The sequence below is a fragment of the Sulfurovum lithotrophicum genome (genome assembly GCF_000987835.1).
In the GTDB taxonomy this organism is placed as follows: domain Bacteria; phylum Campylobacterota; class Campylobacteria; order Campylobacterales; family Sulfurovaceae; genus Sulfurovum; species Sulfurovum lithotrophicum.
In genome coordinates this window covers 1,483,092-1,497,089 of record NZ_CP011308.1, presented here as the reverse complement: position 1 = coordinate 1,497,089, position 13,998 = coordinate 1,483,092, and the positions used below count along the sequence as shown (strand labels likewise).

The following is a 13,998-nucleotide window of genomic DNA, read 5'->3' as shown; positions in this document are numbered from 1 at the left end:
ATATAGAGATTTTTCCCACTACCTATCCGTTATGCATCCATGATCTCTACTCTTTTCTCCTTTTGGGTTTTTTGTGTTGCCGTTCAGCTCTTCCAGGATCTTTTCCGCTTTTTTAATCTGCAGCGTGATGATCGCCAGTTCTTCCTCATAGGCTTTTCTCTCTTTTTTACTCAGCTTTTTCTTTGGTACTTTGTGAAGTATCTCTCTTCTGGATTTCAGTTTTTCCAGCAGACGTTTCAGGGACTTCTTTTTCCCCTTTTTTTCGAACCCCTCCAAGTTTAAAGATTCTTTGACACTTTCTATGAATTTTTTGATATCCATCTCTTATCCTTTCATAAGTTCTTCAACCTCTTCATCGCTGACGGACATTTCTTCATTGAGTTTTTTCAGATCACTTCTGATATCGATGAAAAGGATTTCCGCCATAGCGATGAGCTTTTGGCTGATGTTGTAGGCGTAATCGCTGTCGTTCATCAGAGAAGTGGCCATCTTTTTGGTGATCAGCCCCTTTCGGATCAGTTTGTCAAGCGTGCCGTTTGTGACAATATCATACCGTTTGGCATGGACCTTGGCTTTGGAAAGTAACAGCATAATAACATCTTCCTCCTCCGTTGTGGCTATGGTGTTGATGGTTCTGAGCAGTTCTGCCAGACCTTTTCTGATGTCATTGTACTGCTCCCTGATATAAGGATTGCTGCTGTTTGTATATATTAGCAGGTTCTTTTGCAAATGTTTCGTGTCTTTGATCGCTTCGACAATGTCTCTGCTTGCCAGCTTGAGTTTGTAAAGCTCTTCTATATAGTCAGTAGGCATGTTTGCCTGTGCCTTAGTGGAAAAGTCGATGATCTCGCCGTAGATCCCCTTGATCCAGTGGTTGTAGAACTCGTCGATATCAAAGGAACCGTGAGTATAAACATCTTCGATGACTTCATCGAGGTCCATGGAGGAGAGGAGATTCTTTTTTTTCAGATTCAGACCGTGTGCAATGATATCGACGGCATTCTCATACAGGTGTTTTGTCTCCATGACAATGGCGGAGAGCGCTGTTGAAGGAAGTGCCAGTGCTGCATCATCCAGATATTTTGGTTTGCCTTTTGTTGCACCTTTGGGTATGAAGAGGGTATTGAGGAAGCTGACCAGCGGATGGATGAACGGCGAGACGGCTAATACACCTATCACGTTGAAGATCGTATGGAACAGAGAAAGCTTCATCGCATAATTCTCGACACCGATACCGAGCATGACAGCCAGACGGTCCACGAGTTCGGCAAGCTGATAGATGAAGAGAATGGCGATGACGGCGGTCGTGAGATTGAAAATGAAGTGGGCAACAGCAAGACGTTTACCGTTTTCATTGGATTTCAGGGAACCCAGTGCCGCTGTTACCGTTGTACCGATATTGGCGCCGATGGCCAGGGCCAGTGCGTTGGCATATTCGATCTGTCCTGTGGCCAGTGCGGTGATGATGATAGCCATGGTGGCGGAGCTTGACTGTATGATCACCGTAGCGGCCGCACCGATGAGCACATAGACGAAAATACCTGTATATCCGGCTATGGCGTACTGGGCAAGATCGAGACCCTCTTTCAGCGTTTCGAACCCCTCCTTCATATAGCCGATACCTAGAAAAATGATGCCCAGGCCGATAAGAATGGAAGCGATACCCTTCCAGCTGCCAGACTTCAGGAAGAGAGGGATGAATATACCCAGAACGATCATGGGCATGGCGTAGGCAGATATCTTGATCTTCAGGCCGAAGGCAGAGACCAGCCAGGCTGTTGCCGTGGTCCCGATGTTCGATCCGAATATCACGCCGACTGCCGAGGTCAGGCCCATCAGTTCTGCAGAGAGGAAAGAGATGACGATAATGGAGACCAGACTTGAACTCTGGATGATCGCAGTGACAATAAAACCGGTAAAAATAGCTTTGGGAGTATTGTTGGTGAATCTTTCCAATATTTTCTCAAGCAGAGAGCCGCTGAATGCCTTGAAGCCGTTCTCCATATATTCCATACCAATGAGAAAAAGGGCGACACCTCCGAAGATCGTACTGATGTTGGGATGGTTTTCCAAAAGAAACAGTGCCCCCAATACAAAAAGTACAATAATCGAAGCGGTAAAATTTCTAAAAAGACGATGCATGAACATTGAAAGCACGATCCCCCTCTTGTATGATTTTATCTCACTTTAACTTTTTATTATACTCCTAATATTAATAGAAACAGGAACAAGTTGGCATTTTGCCTGTACTCTGCCTTGACCTTGAACGAAAGAAGCACTATAATAAGCTAAAAAAAGGAAGAAAACATGTTTAGTATGAAAAAAATATCTATTTCAGCAGTCAGTACTTTACTGGCTGTAAATGTAGCTTATGCGAATTTTGGTGATGCCGTGGTCGGAGGAATGGTAGGGGGTGCGGTCGGTTCCGTGATCACTAACGAGGTTTATAACAGTAACCGTGCAAGCAATCGGCCGCCGGCACAGCGTCATTACAAATCGAAGAAGAGACATAAAAAATATGCAATAGTCCCGAAAGATACACCGGAAATGAAGATACAGCGGGCACTGACAAGTCTGGGGTTCTACCATGGCAAGATCGATGGAGAGATCAACTCATATGAGACACGTTCTGCGATCAAAGAGTTGAACAGGACATACGAAATAGGCAACAGCGCCTCTTTGAAACCTGAAACAAGGGATGCATTGATCTATCTGGGTACGCTTTTTGAATTTGACAGAAATCTTATAGCCAGGGGAACAGACAAACGTACCAAAGGGAGGAAGCTTCAGACGGCATTAAAGATACACGGTTTTTATTTTTCCAAAATAGACGGTGCGGTCGGGCCGGGTACCAGAAAGGCGATCGCTGAGTATAAAGCGGCAAACGGCTTGTCGTATGGTTCTGCTCTGGATTATGAGGAAGAGTACCAGCTGATCAGCTCTGCCAAACAGATGAATGACAAGAATATTGATGATACGATCGCTACGCTTAAAGGGAGAGGAACCGGGCAGACACAGGCGCCTACCCAGCCATCTGTACCCCCTGCAGCGCAGGCACCGACCAATAATACGATACTGATAAAATAAGTTTCTGCAAAGGAGAGCGGCATGAGAAAAAGCATAGCACTGTTTTTCATGCTGTTTGTATTTTCATCAGATCTTTTTGCCTACAAGGAGATTGTCATCGATCTTTCCGAACAGCGTGCCTATGCCATAGAGGATGGGCAAATCATGTTTGACGGTCCTGTCTCTTCAGGGGTACGCGGACGCGAAACACCCCAGGGCGAATACCGGATACTGCAGAAGAAGAAATACCACAGATCGAATCTCTGGCCCAAACCCGATGGCGGTGCGAAGATGAACTATATGCTGCGTTTGACCAACAGCGGTATCGCGATGCATCTGGGGCACGTTCCAAAAAGCGGGCCCGCTTCCCATGGATGTATCAGGATGAAAAGCGGTTTCGCGCAGCGTATGTATGAGTGGGCGAGGGTAGGAACCTCTGTCTATGTCGAAGGGGATATAGAGGACTGGTATGCCATGCACCAACGCAGGCGTATCAAAAGTTATTATGATGAGTATGTTATCGTAGATGCTTACTGAGAATGGTTGCTGTTCTTCATTATCTCGAACCAGTTTCGGTTGAATACTTTTCGGATAAAGGGCTCTTTATGCGGTAAAAGGCAGCCGCTGCAGTCCTGATGTACTGCATTGTCTGAAACGAATTTCTTTCCTTCCTTTGCATTGATACTGCATGTACTATAGTAGGTTTTGCCTTCTTTCTTATACAGTCCATTATCATCGAACCTGAAGTAGGGACAGGCACAGAGATAGCAGTTCAGTACTTCCATATCGTGACATTTTTTCTTCTGGGCATAAAGTGGGCAGAACTCCGGCTCTTTTTCAGCCATGTTCTCAAAACGGAAATATTCAATGATCTCTTCATCAGACAGCTCAGTGAGTTTTTTCATGATTTTCCGGTGTTTTTCTCCGTGCTTTTTAAACCAGGTGCTGTAATCCATATTCGATCCTTTTAAATTCTAGATAGTCCATCTTGTTATACGGTAATCCAAGCAGATGGAATATTTTTTGTAATGTTCCGGCATGTGTACATATAAGTATCTCTTTATCATGTGGTAATTGGGTTATAAACTGTTTGATGCGCCGCTCGAAAGTATACTCTGATTCTGCACAGAGGAAGTTATGCCATCTCCCTCTTTCTTCCAGAAGAGAAGCATTGTAGTCCGAAAGACGGCTTACCTCATCAAAATTCTTTCCCTCTATGTGGATTTTGAAACGTACTTCCCTGAGTCTTTTGTCCTGCCGGTACTCTTTTATCCCCATCATTTCAAGTGTTTGGGTACAGCGTAGAAGATCGGAACTGTAGACAAGGTCAAATTTTTGTTTTTGGAGGATGGCGATACGTTGTCTGTCAAACAGGGAGGGAGCTATGGGGAGGTCGGTCCATCCGTTGTAACGACCCTGATACTTTGAAGACAGCGAGGCATGGCGCAAAAAGGTCAAAGCCATAGCAGGACTCCTGTTACAAAAAGAAGTATCTCTACACTCTCAAGTGTTGTTCCCAGAACATCACCGTTGATAAATCCTAGTTTTTTTTGCAGGGTTTTTGTTATAAACCAGGCGATCATCAGACCAAAGGAAAGCAGGAGTATAAAGTGCATTCCTATTGCCAGCAGACTGCCTGTAGTAAAGAGAAAAAATGCAGTAGTAAAATATATCGGAGAAAATGCTTTTTTAAGCTGTGTTAAAAATGTAGATCTGAATGTCTGTGTATAAAAGAGCATCAACAGTGCCAGGCGGCTGACGATAAGTACTGAGAGAAACAGAGAAAAGAGATGGTGTAACAGTAAAAAAGTAATTCCGGAGGTTTTTAAGAATACTACGGCAATTCCCCAGAGTACACCCATAGCTCCTACATCAGGTTTTTTAATTGTCTCATAGGCATTTTTTCCGCTGTGGGAAGCATAAATGGCATCTGCCACATCCATTACAGCTTCAGTATGTAAAAATCCGTAAAGTATCATATAGGTAACGGAAGAGAACACCGCAGCATACCAGCCAAGGGGTGAGAGCAGATAGAACAGCCCGATAACAAGCAGTCCCAGAACCATACCGACAAGCGGAAAGAAAAACAGCATTGCACCTAATGCACCGGAAGAACTTGGATCATCGGCTGTCTTGAGACGCACAGGCAGTATGGAGAAGTAGGAGAAAGCGAACTTCAGCCCTGTATAGAGATCTTTTACAGAAGACTTTCTGCTCTCTGGCTTGTCGTGTTTCATAGGATACCTTTCAGTCGCTGCAGCAGCTCTGTGTAGTTTTGATCGCTGATATATCTGGTCGTAGCATAATAGAGCAGTGCATAGCGTATATAGGTTTTGAAAGCAGTCATATCCAGTGGAGAGCCATAGTACTTCAGCAGTATAGAGACTTTGTGGATGCAGAGTGTGGTACCCTCAAAGCACCATCCTACAGCGACTACGGCCAGATCAAAGTGAAAATCTCCAAGTGCACTGTCGGAAAAATCAAAGACACCGCTTAATCTGTCTTTGTTGAATTTGCAGTTATCGGGGAACAGGTCTCCATGAATGATCCCCTCATTTTTTAAAGAGATATCAATAGTGTGAAAGTAGTGATCCATCAATGGATCCTGTAGTGTATCTATCATTTCTTGAAGTGATGTCCTGCTATATTTTTCCAGGCGGAAGGGGAGTTTGATATGTTGGCTTTTTGTATGAAATGCCTTGAGAAAAAGGGCAATTTCTTTGATATGTCTAGTGCCTGGCTTAACAATACTTGTTCCGGGTATTTGTGTATAGACGATTGCAGGATGAGTGTTGATGGTGAACTGATCGACCACTTTTGGCACAGGGAAACCATCAAGAGCCCAGAGAAGGGCTGTTTCATTTTCTATGGTTGAGTATGAAATTGTATTTTTGAAAATTTTAAGCACATAGAGATGGCTTAAAAGATAGACACTTTCCATAATACCGTTTACTGTAGGGATGAGTTCCAAATGTCTGTATCTGTCTGGCAGGTCTGCATGTGTTATGGCGGTTTTTATACCCATAAAAGTAATCCTGAACATAAAAGGAAAAGTATATTGAAACGTCGTTGAAAAGAGAGTGCCCGGGTAATGTCATTTTCCGTGATCGATTCTCTGCCTTCTCCAAACCATGCTTTCTTTTTGATCTTTCCAAAATAGGAAGCAGGTCCACCAAGTTTAATGCCAAGAGAGAGTGCCATGGCAGCAATAGGGTGTCCGGCATTGGGACTGTCATGCCGTCTGCCATATCGGTAAAATCTGTAGAGGGGTATATTTTTTACTGAATTTTTGTTTTTTGGCATCACAAGTGTAATCAAAATAGCGGTAATTCTTGCAGGGATATAGTTGGCAATATCATCAAGCCGTGCTGAAAATTTACCAAACTTTTCATACCGTTTGTTTTTATAGCCTACCATAGAATCAAGTGTATTGATGGATTTATAGACAAATGCTCCGGGAATTCCAAAAATCAGTAGATATAAAAAGGGAGCAATGACTCCGTCGGAGAGATTTTCCGCATAGGTTTCAATTGCGGCTCTGTGGATATCTGAAGCGCTGAGATGTTTCGTATCACGACTCACAAGATAGTTAATGTCTTGTGGATTGACAATAATATCTTTGACAGAGTCATACAGCATTTTGGAAGCAATGGTTACGGAACCAATGATGCCGGATACAAGTATTTGCAGAGTAGGGTGTAGCCATTCTGACAGCAAATATTGTACCCCGCAGGAGAGAGAAAACACTACCGCCACAAGTGATACGGCAAGCCATATCCCACGAATAACTGAGCTTTGATAAAACCGTTTTTCAAACCATAAAATATAATCTCCCATCAGTACGACAGGATGGCGGATAAAGTTGAATTCACCGAATACCCGGTCGAAAAGATAGGCGATAATGCTGGTGTCAACATACATTTTGTATGATCCTTTCAGTGTCCAGATGTGCTTTCATTTTCTGGGTAAAAGCTTTGATCTGCTCCTGCTCGTACGTCTTGAACCAGTCATCGATGAACAGTCCGTGTGAAAAAGTACCGTAGAGTTTGCCTTTTTTGTATCCGTCCGGATACTTTTTTGAAATACCATGGTGTATCTCGTAGGTATCATTGCAGCGTTCAAGAACCTTTTCTTTCCTGAAAACGATGGTGTCGTCTATAAAACCAAGTGCCTCTTCATTTGCCGATCCATTTGCCTCCACACCCTCTTTATCCTGGATATGTTCAAACATCATCTGATACCCGCCGCAGATACCGATGAGATGTATCTTTCCTTCTTTGTAATGTCGCTGTAGCTGTGAAAAGAGGCTGTTGTGTTTGAGCCATCGGAGATCATCGATGACGCGTTTGGAACCGGGAAGTATAATACACTCAAAACCGGAGAGGTTGACATTGGCCTTTATAAACTCCACACAGGTGTTTGGGTCGGCCAGTAGCGGTTCAAAATCGGTGTAGTTGCTCATGGTTGGGTAGGCGATGACGGCAACGTGTCTAGTGGATCGGGTACAGTCCTGGGTGTACCCTGTCAGACTCTGCGAGTCCTCAAAGCCGAGGTTGAACGGCAGGTAGGGGAGGACACCGAGTACCGGGATACCAAACTCCTTTTCAATGATGTGTATGCCCTCGTCAAAGAGGCTGATATCACCCCTGAACTTATTGATAATGACGCCTATGACATTTTCTTTCAGCTGCTTTGGCAGTAAATTGTAAACCCCGTATATCGAAGCGAAAACACCACCTTTTTCAATGTCGGCTACGAGGATGATGCGGGTATTGAACTCAGTAGCAATGAAGATATTGGAGAGATCCTTATCCATCAGGTTGAGCTCTACCGGGGAACCTGCTCCCTCAGCGATGACTATATCATAACGCGCATCAAGCCATTCAAAGGCTTCTTTGACAACGGGTTTGAGGCTGTCGAGTTCCCGGTAGTAGGCTCTGACATCTTTGTCTGCAATGCTCTTGCCGCTTACAATGAGTGAAGCGGACGAGCCCTGACCGGACTTGAGTAAAATGGGATTGTTGTGCCATGAGGTTGATACCCCGAGTGCTTTTGCCTGAAAATACTGCGCAACGGCTATTTCGGAACCGTCATCCGCAACGTGTGCATTGTTGGAGACATTCTGTGCCTTGAAAGGGGCAATGCTGTAGCCTGCTTCCTGTAAAATTCGTCCGATGACCCAGGTGAGTGTACTTTTCCCTGCATCTGAACTGCTGCCAAAGATACTGAAGTTATGCATGGAGCACCTCTTTCAGCTGTCTGAGTTCTCCAATGCTTTTAACGGCAATGCGTACATGATGGTCGTCCAGTCCGTCGAAGTTCATGCAGTTGCGTACCAATAGCCTGTGCGTGATAAGTTTCTGCTGGAATTCCCCGGTACTGATGTGGAGTCTGACAAGTATGTAGTTCGCTTCTGAGGGGTAGATCTTCTCTACGAGCGGGCTGTTTTCAAGACTGTCGAGAAGGAATGTTCTGGCAAGGTGGTTTTCTCTGTCCGAACGTTCCTTGAAACCGCTGTCTTTCAGGGCAAGCTGTATGTAGGTACTGTCGAAGGCCGAGAGTTTCCACAACGGTTCTTTCGCCCTCAGTCTGGTAATGTTGTCCGGGTGTGAAATGAGTGTGCCCATACGTATGCCTGCCGCACCGAAAAACTTGGTCATTGACTTGAGGATGGTGAGGTTGGGGTACTGTTTCAGGAACCTGGTCGCTGAAGGATGAGACGTGAATTCTATGAATGATTCGTCTATGAGCACGAGGCACTCTTGGGCGTGCCACATCTCAAGCAGGGGTTCCATGTCATAGAATTTTCCATCTGGGGTAGCAGGGTTAACAAAGATTACAAGGCTTTCTCCTGGTATCTTTGTGTCCAGGTGCGTGAACCTGTCGATAAGGTGGAGCCTGTATCCAAAAAGAGTGGCTGCTTTTTTGTATTCGAGATAGGCAGGTGAATAGATTGTGCATACAGATATTGCGGTTGAGAGTTCCCGAAAGAAGGAGAATATGGCACTGCTGCCACCGTTAAAAAGTTCCAGGGTGGTAGACTCTACGCTGTAATGAGATGCAATGGCATTATAGAGCGCATCATAGTTGGGGTAGGGAGCGATTTGCAATGTATTGAAGTCTGTACTGATGTGTGGTTTAACGAAGTTGATGTTAGAAGAGAGGTCGATGACTTCACCCCGAGAGCATCCGCAGGCTCTGGCAAATGCTGCAATGTCTCCACCATGTTGATAGCGTGTCATTTCAGTTTGTGCTCCAGACCCAGTCTCACTTCATAAACAGTATCACACAGCTGTGCAAGCTTCTGTCCTACAATGCCAGAACGGTCCACGTACTCTCTGCTTATGCCGTCGATGGGTATGATGCCCGAGTTTACATCGTTGAGTACGAAGACAATATTTGCTTTTGCCTCGTAGAGTGTTTTCACTTCGGCCAGAACATCTTCAAAGTTCCATGATATCGTATTGAGTATCCACATACTCATACAGTCGATGAGGTAGGTCCCTTCCTGTTGTATATGTATACTTGGGTATAGCGTCTCTTCGATGGTCGTGAACTTCTTTTTACGCTGTTCTTGGTGTGTCGTGATGCGCTTTTGCATCTCGTCATCACCGTAACTATTGTCGTAGGTAGCGATGTAGTAGGGCCTGGTGTTCCCTGCAAGGTTGAGTGCCTTCTGTTCTGCAAGCAGGCTTTTCCCTGATTTCTGTCCGCCAAAGTAAAGGAATTTCATGGGAGCAGTCCCTCCACCTGTCTGGTGATCTCTGCGGGTGTCAACCCGTTTAGCATACCATATACCAAAGCACCACCGGCACCGACCCCCTCTTTTGCCTCTCCTTTGTCATACAGCTTGAGAAGCGGGTGATGGCTTAAAGAGAAAGTAAAATCGGCATAATAGGCATTGATGGGGAAATCAAGCATATGCAAAAGTGCATCGATATCTGAATTTGGATCCTCTGCTACCCATTTGGTGGTACACAGCGCAAGTTGCGAGCTGTCTATTTTTATATCGAGGTGCTTGGCAAGTGTATCGGCCACAAGCAGTACGGCAGCCATTTGTGTCCCTCCGGCAAGGATAAGGGGGAAGCGACTGTTGACCCCCAATATGAACCCTGCAATAAATATAAGCATATTGTCACCCACAGAGCTTAGGATGTCAAAGGGATCGGTCTTTTCTTTTATCTTGGAGAGGGCTTTGTCAATAGTCCTTTTTTTTATATTTTTGGGTACATTTTTGAAGCTCGAAGAGAAGAGTGATCTGGCATGATAGCCTAGTGCTAATGCACTTGCTGCTGCTGTAGTGGTTCCTGAAGGGACAGACTCTCCCAAAATAAGATAATGCTCTTTGCATTGATAACTCCTGCCAAATGCCATACCTTTTTCAAACAGTGTTCTTGCCTCGATATTTGCCCCTTTGTCAATGGAGCCTGAAGGTTTAATATCAAAACGGTATTGTGGGCATTTTAACTTTGGTGGTATTTTCAACCCAAGGTCCATGGCTTCGATGTGTCCGTAAGGGTACAGCAGATGTATGGCACGGCTAATAAGTGCCGGTGTGGGAATACCATTTTTTGTTTTGGGCAGTTTTTTGAGGCTTTTGAGTTTCCCCCGGGAGAGGAACTCCGCATCGAGTGTCGGGGTCAGGTGCAGCAGTCCTGGAAGTCCTGCCTGTGAGATACCTTTTATCTTTGCTGTTTTGGTATTGCTCATGGCAAGCATGAAGGTGGCTTTTTTGTCCACAAGAGGATGCAGGAAGCTTTTGTCCCCTGTAATAGTCTTGATCGCTTCTACCGATCCCCGTTGTGTCCTACCATCCATATGCAGTACGGTTTGACTCCTTTTTTTCTTTTCTTGCCATTTTTTGAGCTTGAGTTCCGGCTCCTTGAGAAATGTACTGACTTTTCCGACACAGAGATAGCCGACCAGTTCATAGGCTTTTCCCATACCAAGCAGTTTGCGTATCTTCTTTGGTGTAAGGATGCTGACCCATCCGATACCGATATTCATGGCACGTGCCATCAGCCACATATTTTGTATGGCGGTGGCTACACTATAGCGTCCGGTATCGGACTGCGAAGTCTGGCCGAGGATATTGCCTCCCTGATTATGATAGAAAACGGCAATATGCACAGAAGTCTCTCTCAGTGCTTCGAGTTTCAGTTCTTTGTACATGGGACGGTATTTGAACTTCTTTTTGCTTTTTTTGTAAGTGTGTTCATAATTTTTGTAGACGGCATCCTGTATGATTTTATCGGTGATGACAATGAATTTCCATGGCTGGGAGTAACCTACGGAAGGTGCATAATGGGCCGCAGAGAGTATAGTATCTATCTCTGCCTGAGTGACCGGCTCACTGGTAAAGTGGTTGCCCCTTACGTCACGTCTGGCCTTGATGATCTCTTCAAGAACCTTGGCATCCTGGAAAGAGAAGCGTTTCATGAGAACCCTTTATACTTGAGACGGTAGTATGGTGATGAGAGGATCATGCTGTATTCCTTTTGAGCAAAATATAGATGAAGAATGGCGCTCCCAGAAAGGAGGTAACCACTCCAATAGGCAGATCAGTGTTACCGAGATTGCGGGCAATGAGGTCGGAAAGGACCAGGAATACACCTCCGTAAAAGAAAACGGGCATGATGATCCTGTCGGTACTTTGGCGATAGATACGCAGCAGTATGTGCGGAATGATAAGTCCGACAAAACCGATAGGGCCTGTCAGGCTGACAGCAACCCCCACGGCCAGAGATACGCCCAGAAGCAGGATGTAGCTGACACGTCTGACATGGATGCCCTGCATGAAAGCAAACTCATAAGAGGTCAGCAGGGCACGCAGTGGCATACGGTAGACAATGACAAGCCATACAAGCAGCAGGGAAGTGAATGCCAGAAGCAGAATGTTGCGGTAGCCGACTACATCGAGGCTTCCCATCGTAAAGCGCATTATCTCGTAGCTCTCCTGGAGTGATGAGAGGTAGAACATCAGCATTAGTGCTGCTGCATAGAAGAACGAAAGGGCAATGCCTACAAGTAGTAAAGAGGTCGGATCGTATCCTTTGAAGCGTGAAGCGACCCCAAAGAGTATCAGTACGGTCAGTACCGCCCCTGCAAAGGCAAACAATGGTGAAAGAAAAGAGAAGCCCATCACAATGGCCGCAGCAGTGAAAAGTGTGGCACCGCTGGCAACACCGAGAGTAAATGGTGTGCTCATGGGATTGCGGAAGACCACCTGGAAGACCATACCGCCCAAAGAGAGAATACCGCCTACGAAGAAGGCCAGCAGTACACGTGGCAGGCGTATTTGGAAAAAGACCTGATGTTCGAGACTGTGAGTGTCCCAAAGGCTTGAGAGTGTAAGCTTGATCTCTCCAAAAAAAGGTGCAAAAAGAAGGATCAGAAAACCTGATACAAGTAGAACTCTTTTCATAATGACACTACCACGTGGTTACCGAGATTCTTGACTGCACCACCGTAGAACGTATCAAGCTGTGGCTGGGAGAAGAAGGCTTTGGCGCTGCCTTCAAAGGCTATCTTGCCCTCATGTAGGAAAAGGATATCAAAGTCCAGGCGGTAGGCAAGGTCAAGATTGTGGGTGATGATGATCTTGCTTTTTAGTGTTGTGTCCTCTTGGAGCAGTGTAAAAAGCAACCGCATCCGTATTGGGTCAAGATTGGCGGTAGGCTCATCGAAGATGGTGAAATCTGCTTGATGCATCAGTGCAGAAGCGATAAGAAGCATCTGTGATTCTCCGGAACTAAGCGTTTTGCACGGTTTGCCCATGAGATGGCTTATGCCGAGCTTCTGCAGTGTAGTGTCAGTGGTGATTTGGGATTCGAACTGTGCCAGGGAAAGAAAGTCTTCCACCAGCAGGTAATCATCATAGATTTCCAGTTTTGCAGGTATGTAATTGATACATTCGGCCCGTTTCTTGCCATAGACTCTGGAGGGAGAAATACCTTCAATGCAGACACTCTCTGTCGGAATGAGCCCGGCAAGAACTTTGGCAAGGGTGGTCTTACCTGTACCGTTGGCACCCAGGATAGTAAGATGTCTGCCCCTCCTGAGTGAAAAGGAGATGTCTCTGAGGATATCACTATTGTAGTTGGTGATTGTTAACATGGGTCAATATCTTTTTAAAATCCTGCAAAAAATAGATCAGACGGTCACTGGGGATACCGGTATACTCTTTGTCAATAATATAAATGTCGCGATTTTTCACTGCGGTAATGGGCAGTTCCAGCCAGGGTTGGATGAGGTCATTCTTACTGAGGCCGCTTTTTTTCATATCGTGTACAAGAAGAATAACGATGTCTGGATTGGCGGCAATGAGATTCTCTATGTTAAGAATGGGCTGTCCTTTGCGTGCAGATTGCAGAGCGTTGGTGTTGCCGGAAGCGTTGATGATATCATTGAGGTAGAGGTTCTGGCCTACCACGAAGATATTTCCGACCAGAGAGGTATTGTGACCGATGACCATAAGTATTCTTTTTCCTGTTACGATACCGTTGAGTGCCTTGAGTGCCCTGTCTATCTGTGTAACGATATAGCGGCTCTTTTCCTCTTTATGAAGTTGCTTCCCCAATTGCAAAATAGCCGTAGTGATGTGAGGGAGGCTGTCGATAGGGATGATCCGTGTCTGTATACCTAGCTTCTCAAGTTGTGCGAGGAGTTTTCGGTTATTGGGCTGCATAAATACGATCGTGGGATGCAATGCAAGTATCTTCTCGAGATCGGGGGAGAAGTACCCGCCAACTTTTGCTACGTGCTTGGAAGCTTCGGGGTAGGTAGAATAGGTAGTGTTTCCCACGACCATATCACCCGCTCCAAGGGCATAGACTATCTCGTTGATGGCAGGAGAGAGTGTGACAATACGCTCCTGTGCTATTGCAAGGACACTAAGACAGGATAGTAGCACATATTTCATCATTTTCCTTT

The 13,998-nt window shown here is 45.4% G+C and carries 16 protein-coding genes; 2 read left to right on the top strand and 14 right to left on the bottom strand.

Going from position 1 to position 13,998, the window contains the following annotated elements; all coding sequences use genetic code 11:
- Positions 1-18 precede the first annotated feature (18 nt).
- The gene (locus tag YH65_RS07380) at positions 19-321 is read right to left on the bottom strand and encodes a hypothetical protein (RefSeq protein WP_179944229.1); all 303 of its coding nucleotides are present in this window, start codon (positions 319-321) and stop codon (positions 19-21) included.
- Between the two features lie 3 nt (positions 322-324).
- Positions 325-2,148, bottom strand: coding sequence for a Na/Pi cotransporter family protein (locus YH65_RS07375; protein ID WP_245609182.1), 1,824 nt, complete (start codon positions 2,146-2,148; stop codon positions 325-327).
- Positions 2,149-2,307: 159 nt separating this feature from the next.
- Between YH65_RS07375 and YH65_RS07370 the strand changes: the two genes are divergently transcribed.
- A complete protein-coding gene (locus tag YH65_RS07370; RefSeq protein WP_154806484.1) occupies positions 2,308-3,087 on the top strand; it encodes a peptidoglycan-binding domain-containing protein in 780 nt (259 codons plus the stop codon).
- A 21-nt stretch (positions 3,088-3,108) separates the two neighbouring features.
- Positions 3,109-3,603 carry a L,D-transpeptidase family protein gene (locus YH65_RS07365; protein WP_046551310.1) on the top strand — a complete coding sequence of 165 codons (495 nt, stop codon included), beginning with the start codon at positions 3,109-3,111 and terminating at the stop codon, positions 3,601-3,603.
- Here YH65_RS07365 and YH65_RS07360 read toward each other — a convergent pair.
- From YH65_RS07360 to YH65_RS07300, 12 genes are read right to left on the bottom strand one after another with little or no spacing between them, the layout of a single operon-like run.
- On the bottom strand, positions 3,597-4,022 hold the full coding sequence (locus tag YH65_RS07360) for a hypothetical protein (RefSeq protein ID WP_046551309.1): 426 nt from the start codon (positions 4,020-4,022) through the stop codon (positions 3,597-3,599). The genes YH65_RS07365 and YH65_RS07360 overlap by 7 nt on opposite strands.
- Positions 4,000-4,530: a histidine phosphatase family protein gene (locus tag YH65_RS11275; protein WP_052746133.1), complete on the bottom strand. Its 531-nt coding sequence runs from the start codon at positions 4,528-4,530 to the stop codon at positions 4,000-4,002. The genes YH65_RS07360 and YH65_RS11275 overlap by 23 nt, the downstream gene beginning before the upstream one ends.
- A complete protein-coding gene (locus YH65_RS07350) occupies positions 4,521-5,303 on the bottom strand; it encodes an adenosylcobinamide-GDP ribazoletransferase (RefSeq protein ID WP_052746132.1) in 783 nt (260 codons plus the stop codon). The genes YH65_RS11275 and YH65_RS07350 overlap by 10 nt, the downstream gene beginning before the upstream one ends.
- The gene (locus YH65_RS07345) at positions 5,300-6,091 is read right to left on the bottom strand and encodes a phosphotransferase (protein ID WP_046551308.1); all 792 of its coding nucleotides are present in this window, start codon (positions 6,089-6,091) and stop codon (positions 5,300-5,302) included. Before YH65_RS07345 ends, YH65_RS07350 begins: the two co-directional genes overlap by 4 nt.
- Positions 6,082-6,987 (bottom strand): adenosylcobinamide-phosphate synthase CbiB, encoded by a 906-nt coding sequence (cbiB, locus tag YH65_RS07340; protein WP_046551307.1) that lies wholly within the window; start codon positions 6,985-6,987, stop codon positions 6,082-6,084. Before cbiB ends, YH65_RS07345 begins: the two co-directional genes overlap by 10 nt.
- A complete protein-coding gene (locus tag YH65_RS07335; RefSeq protein ID WP_046551306.1) occupies positions 6,977-8,305 on the bottom strand; it encodes a cobyric acid synthase in 1,329 nt (442 codons plus the stop codon). Before YH65_RS07335 ends, cbiB begins: the two co-directional genes overlap by 11 nt.
- Positions 8,298-9,308 carry an aminotransferase class I/II-fold pyridoxal phosphate-dependent enzyme gene (locus tag YH65_RS07330; protein ID WP_046551305.1) on the bottom strand — a complete coding sequence of 337 codons (1,011 nt, stop codon included), beginning with the start codon at positions 9,306-9,308 and terminating at the stop codon, positions 8,298-8,300. The genes YH65_RS07335 and YH65_RS07330 overlap by 8 nt, the downstream gene beginning before the upstream one ends.
- Positions 9,305-9,799 (bottom strand): bifunctional adenosylcobinamide kinase/adenosylcobinamide-phosphate guanylyltransferase, encoded by a 495-nt coding sequence (locus YH65_RS07325; protein WP_046551304.1) that lies wholly within the window; start codon positions 9,797-9,799, stop codon positions 9,305-9,307. Before YH65_RS07325 ends, YH65_RS07330 begins: the two co-directional genes overlap by 4 nt.
- Positions 9,796-11,505 (bottom strand): nicotinate mononucleotide-dependent phosphoribosyltransferase CobT, encoded by a 1,710-nt coding sequence (gene cobT / locus YH65_RS11655; RefSeq protein WP_245609181.1) that lies wholly within the window; start codon positions 11,503-11,505, stop codon positions 9,796-9,798. Before cobT ends, YH65_RS07325 begins: the two co-directional genes overlap by 4 nt.
- Positions 11,506-11,548: 43 nt before the next feature.
- Positions 11,549-12,490 carry a FecCD family ABC transporter permease gene (locus tag YH65_RS07310; protein WP_052746131.1) on the bottom strand — a complete coding sequence of 314 codons (942 nt, stop codon included), beginning with the start codon at positions 12,488-12,490 and terminating at the stop codon, positions 11,549-11,551.
- Complete coding sequence (locus YH65_RS07305) at positions 12,487-13,182, bottom strand: ATP-binding cassette domain-containing protein (protein WP_046551302.1); 696 nt, start codon at positions 13,180-13,182, stop codon at positions 12,487-12,489. The genes YH65_RS07310 and YH65_RS07305 overlap by 4 nt, the downstream gene beginning before the upstream one ends.
- Positions 13,157-13,987, bottom strand: a complete 831-nt coding sequence (locus tag YH65_RS07300) for an ABC transporter substrate-binding protein (RefSeq protein ID WP_052746130.1) — start codon at positions 13,985-13,987, stop codon at positions 13,157-13,159. Before YH65_RS07300 ends, YH65_RS07305 begins: the two co-directional genes overlap by 26 nt.
- Between the last annotated feature and the right edge of the window lie 11 nt (positions 13,988-13,998).

Bases quoted from the DNA above. Each gene is read 5' to 3' on its own strand.
- YH65_RS07380 (WP_179944229.1), bottom strand. From the start codon at position 321: ATGGATATCAAAAAATTCATAGAAAGTGTCAAAGAATCTTTAAACTTG.
- YH65_RS07375 (WP_245609182.1), bottom strand. From the start codon at position 2,148: ATGTTCATGCATCGTCTTTTTAGAAATTTTACCGCTTCGATTATTGTA.
- YH65_RS07370 (WP_154806484.1), top strand. From the start codon at position 2,308: ATGTTTAGTATGAAAAAAATATCTATTTCAGCAGTCAGTACTTTACTG.
- YH65_RS07365 (WP_046551310.1), top strand. From the start codon at position 3,109: ATGAGAAAAAGCATAGCACTGTTTTTCATGCTGTTTGTATTTTCATCA.
- YH65_RS07360 (WP_046551309.1), bottom strand. From the start codon at position 4,022: ATGGATTACAGCACCTGGTTTAAAAAGCACGGAGAAAAACACCGGAAA.
- YH65_RS11275 (WP_052746133.1), bottom strand. From the start codon at position 4,530: ATGGCTTTGACCTTTTTGCGCCATGCCTCGCTGTCTTCAAAGTATCAG.
- YH65_RS07350 (WP_052746132.1), bottom strand. From the start codon at position 5,303: ATGAAACACGACAAGCCAGAGAGCAGAAAGTCTTCTGTAAAAGATCTC.
- YH65_RS07345 (WP_046551308.1), bottom strand. From the start codon at position 6,091: ATGGGTATAAAAACCGCCATAACACATGCAGACCTGCCAGACAGATAC.
- cbiB (WP_046551307.1), bottom strand. From the start codon at position 6,987: ATGTATGTTGACACCAGCATTATCGCCTATCTTTTCGACCGGGTATTC.
- YH65_RS07335 (WP_046551306.1), bottom strand. From the start codon at position 8,305: ATGCATAACTTCAGTATCTTTGGCAGCAGTTCAGATGCAGGGAAAAGT.
- YH65_RS07330 (WP_046551305.1), bottom strand. From the start codon at position 9,308: ATGACACGCTATCAACATGGTGGAGACATTGCAGCATTTGCCAGAGCC.
- YH65_RS07325 (WP_046551304.1), bottom strand. From the start codon at position 9,799: ATGAAATTCCTTTACTTTGGCGGACAGAAATCAGGGAAAAGCCTGCTT.
- cobT (WP_245609181.1), bottom strand. From the start codon at position 11,505: ATGAAACGCTTCTCTTTCCAGGATGCCAAGGTTCTTGAAGAGATCATC.
- YH65_RS07310 (WP_052746131.1), bottom strand. From the start codon at position 12,490: ATGAAAAGAGTTCTACTTGTATCAGGTTTTCTGATCCTTCTTTTTGCA.
- YH65_RS07305 (WP_046551302.1), bottom strand. From the start codon at position 13,182: ATGTTAACAATCACCAACTACAATAGTGATATCCTCAGAGACATCTCC.
- YH65_RS07300 (WP_052746130.1), bottom strand. From the start codon at position 13,987: ATGAAATATGTGCTACTATCCTGTCTTAGTGTCCTTGCAATAGCACAG.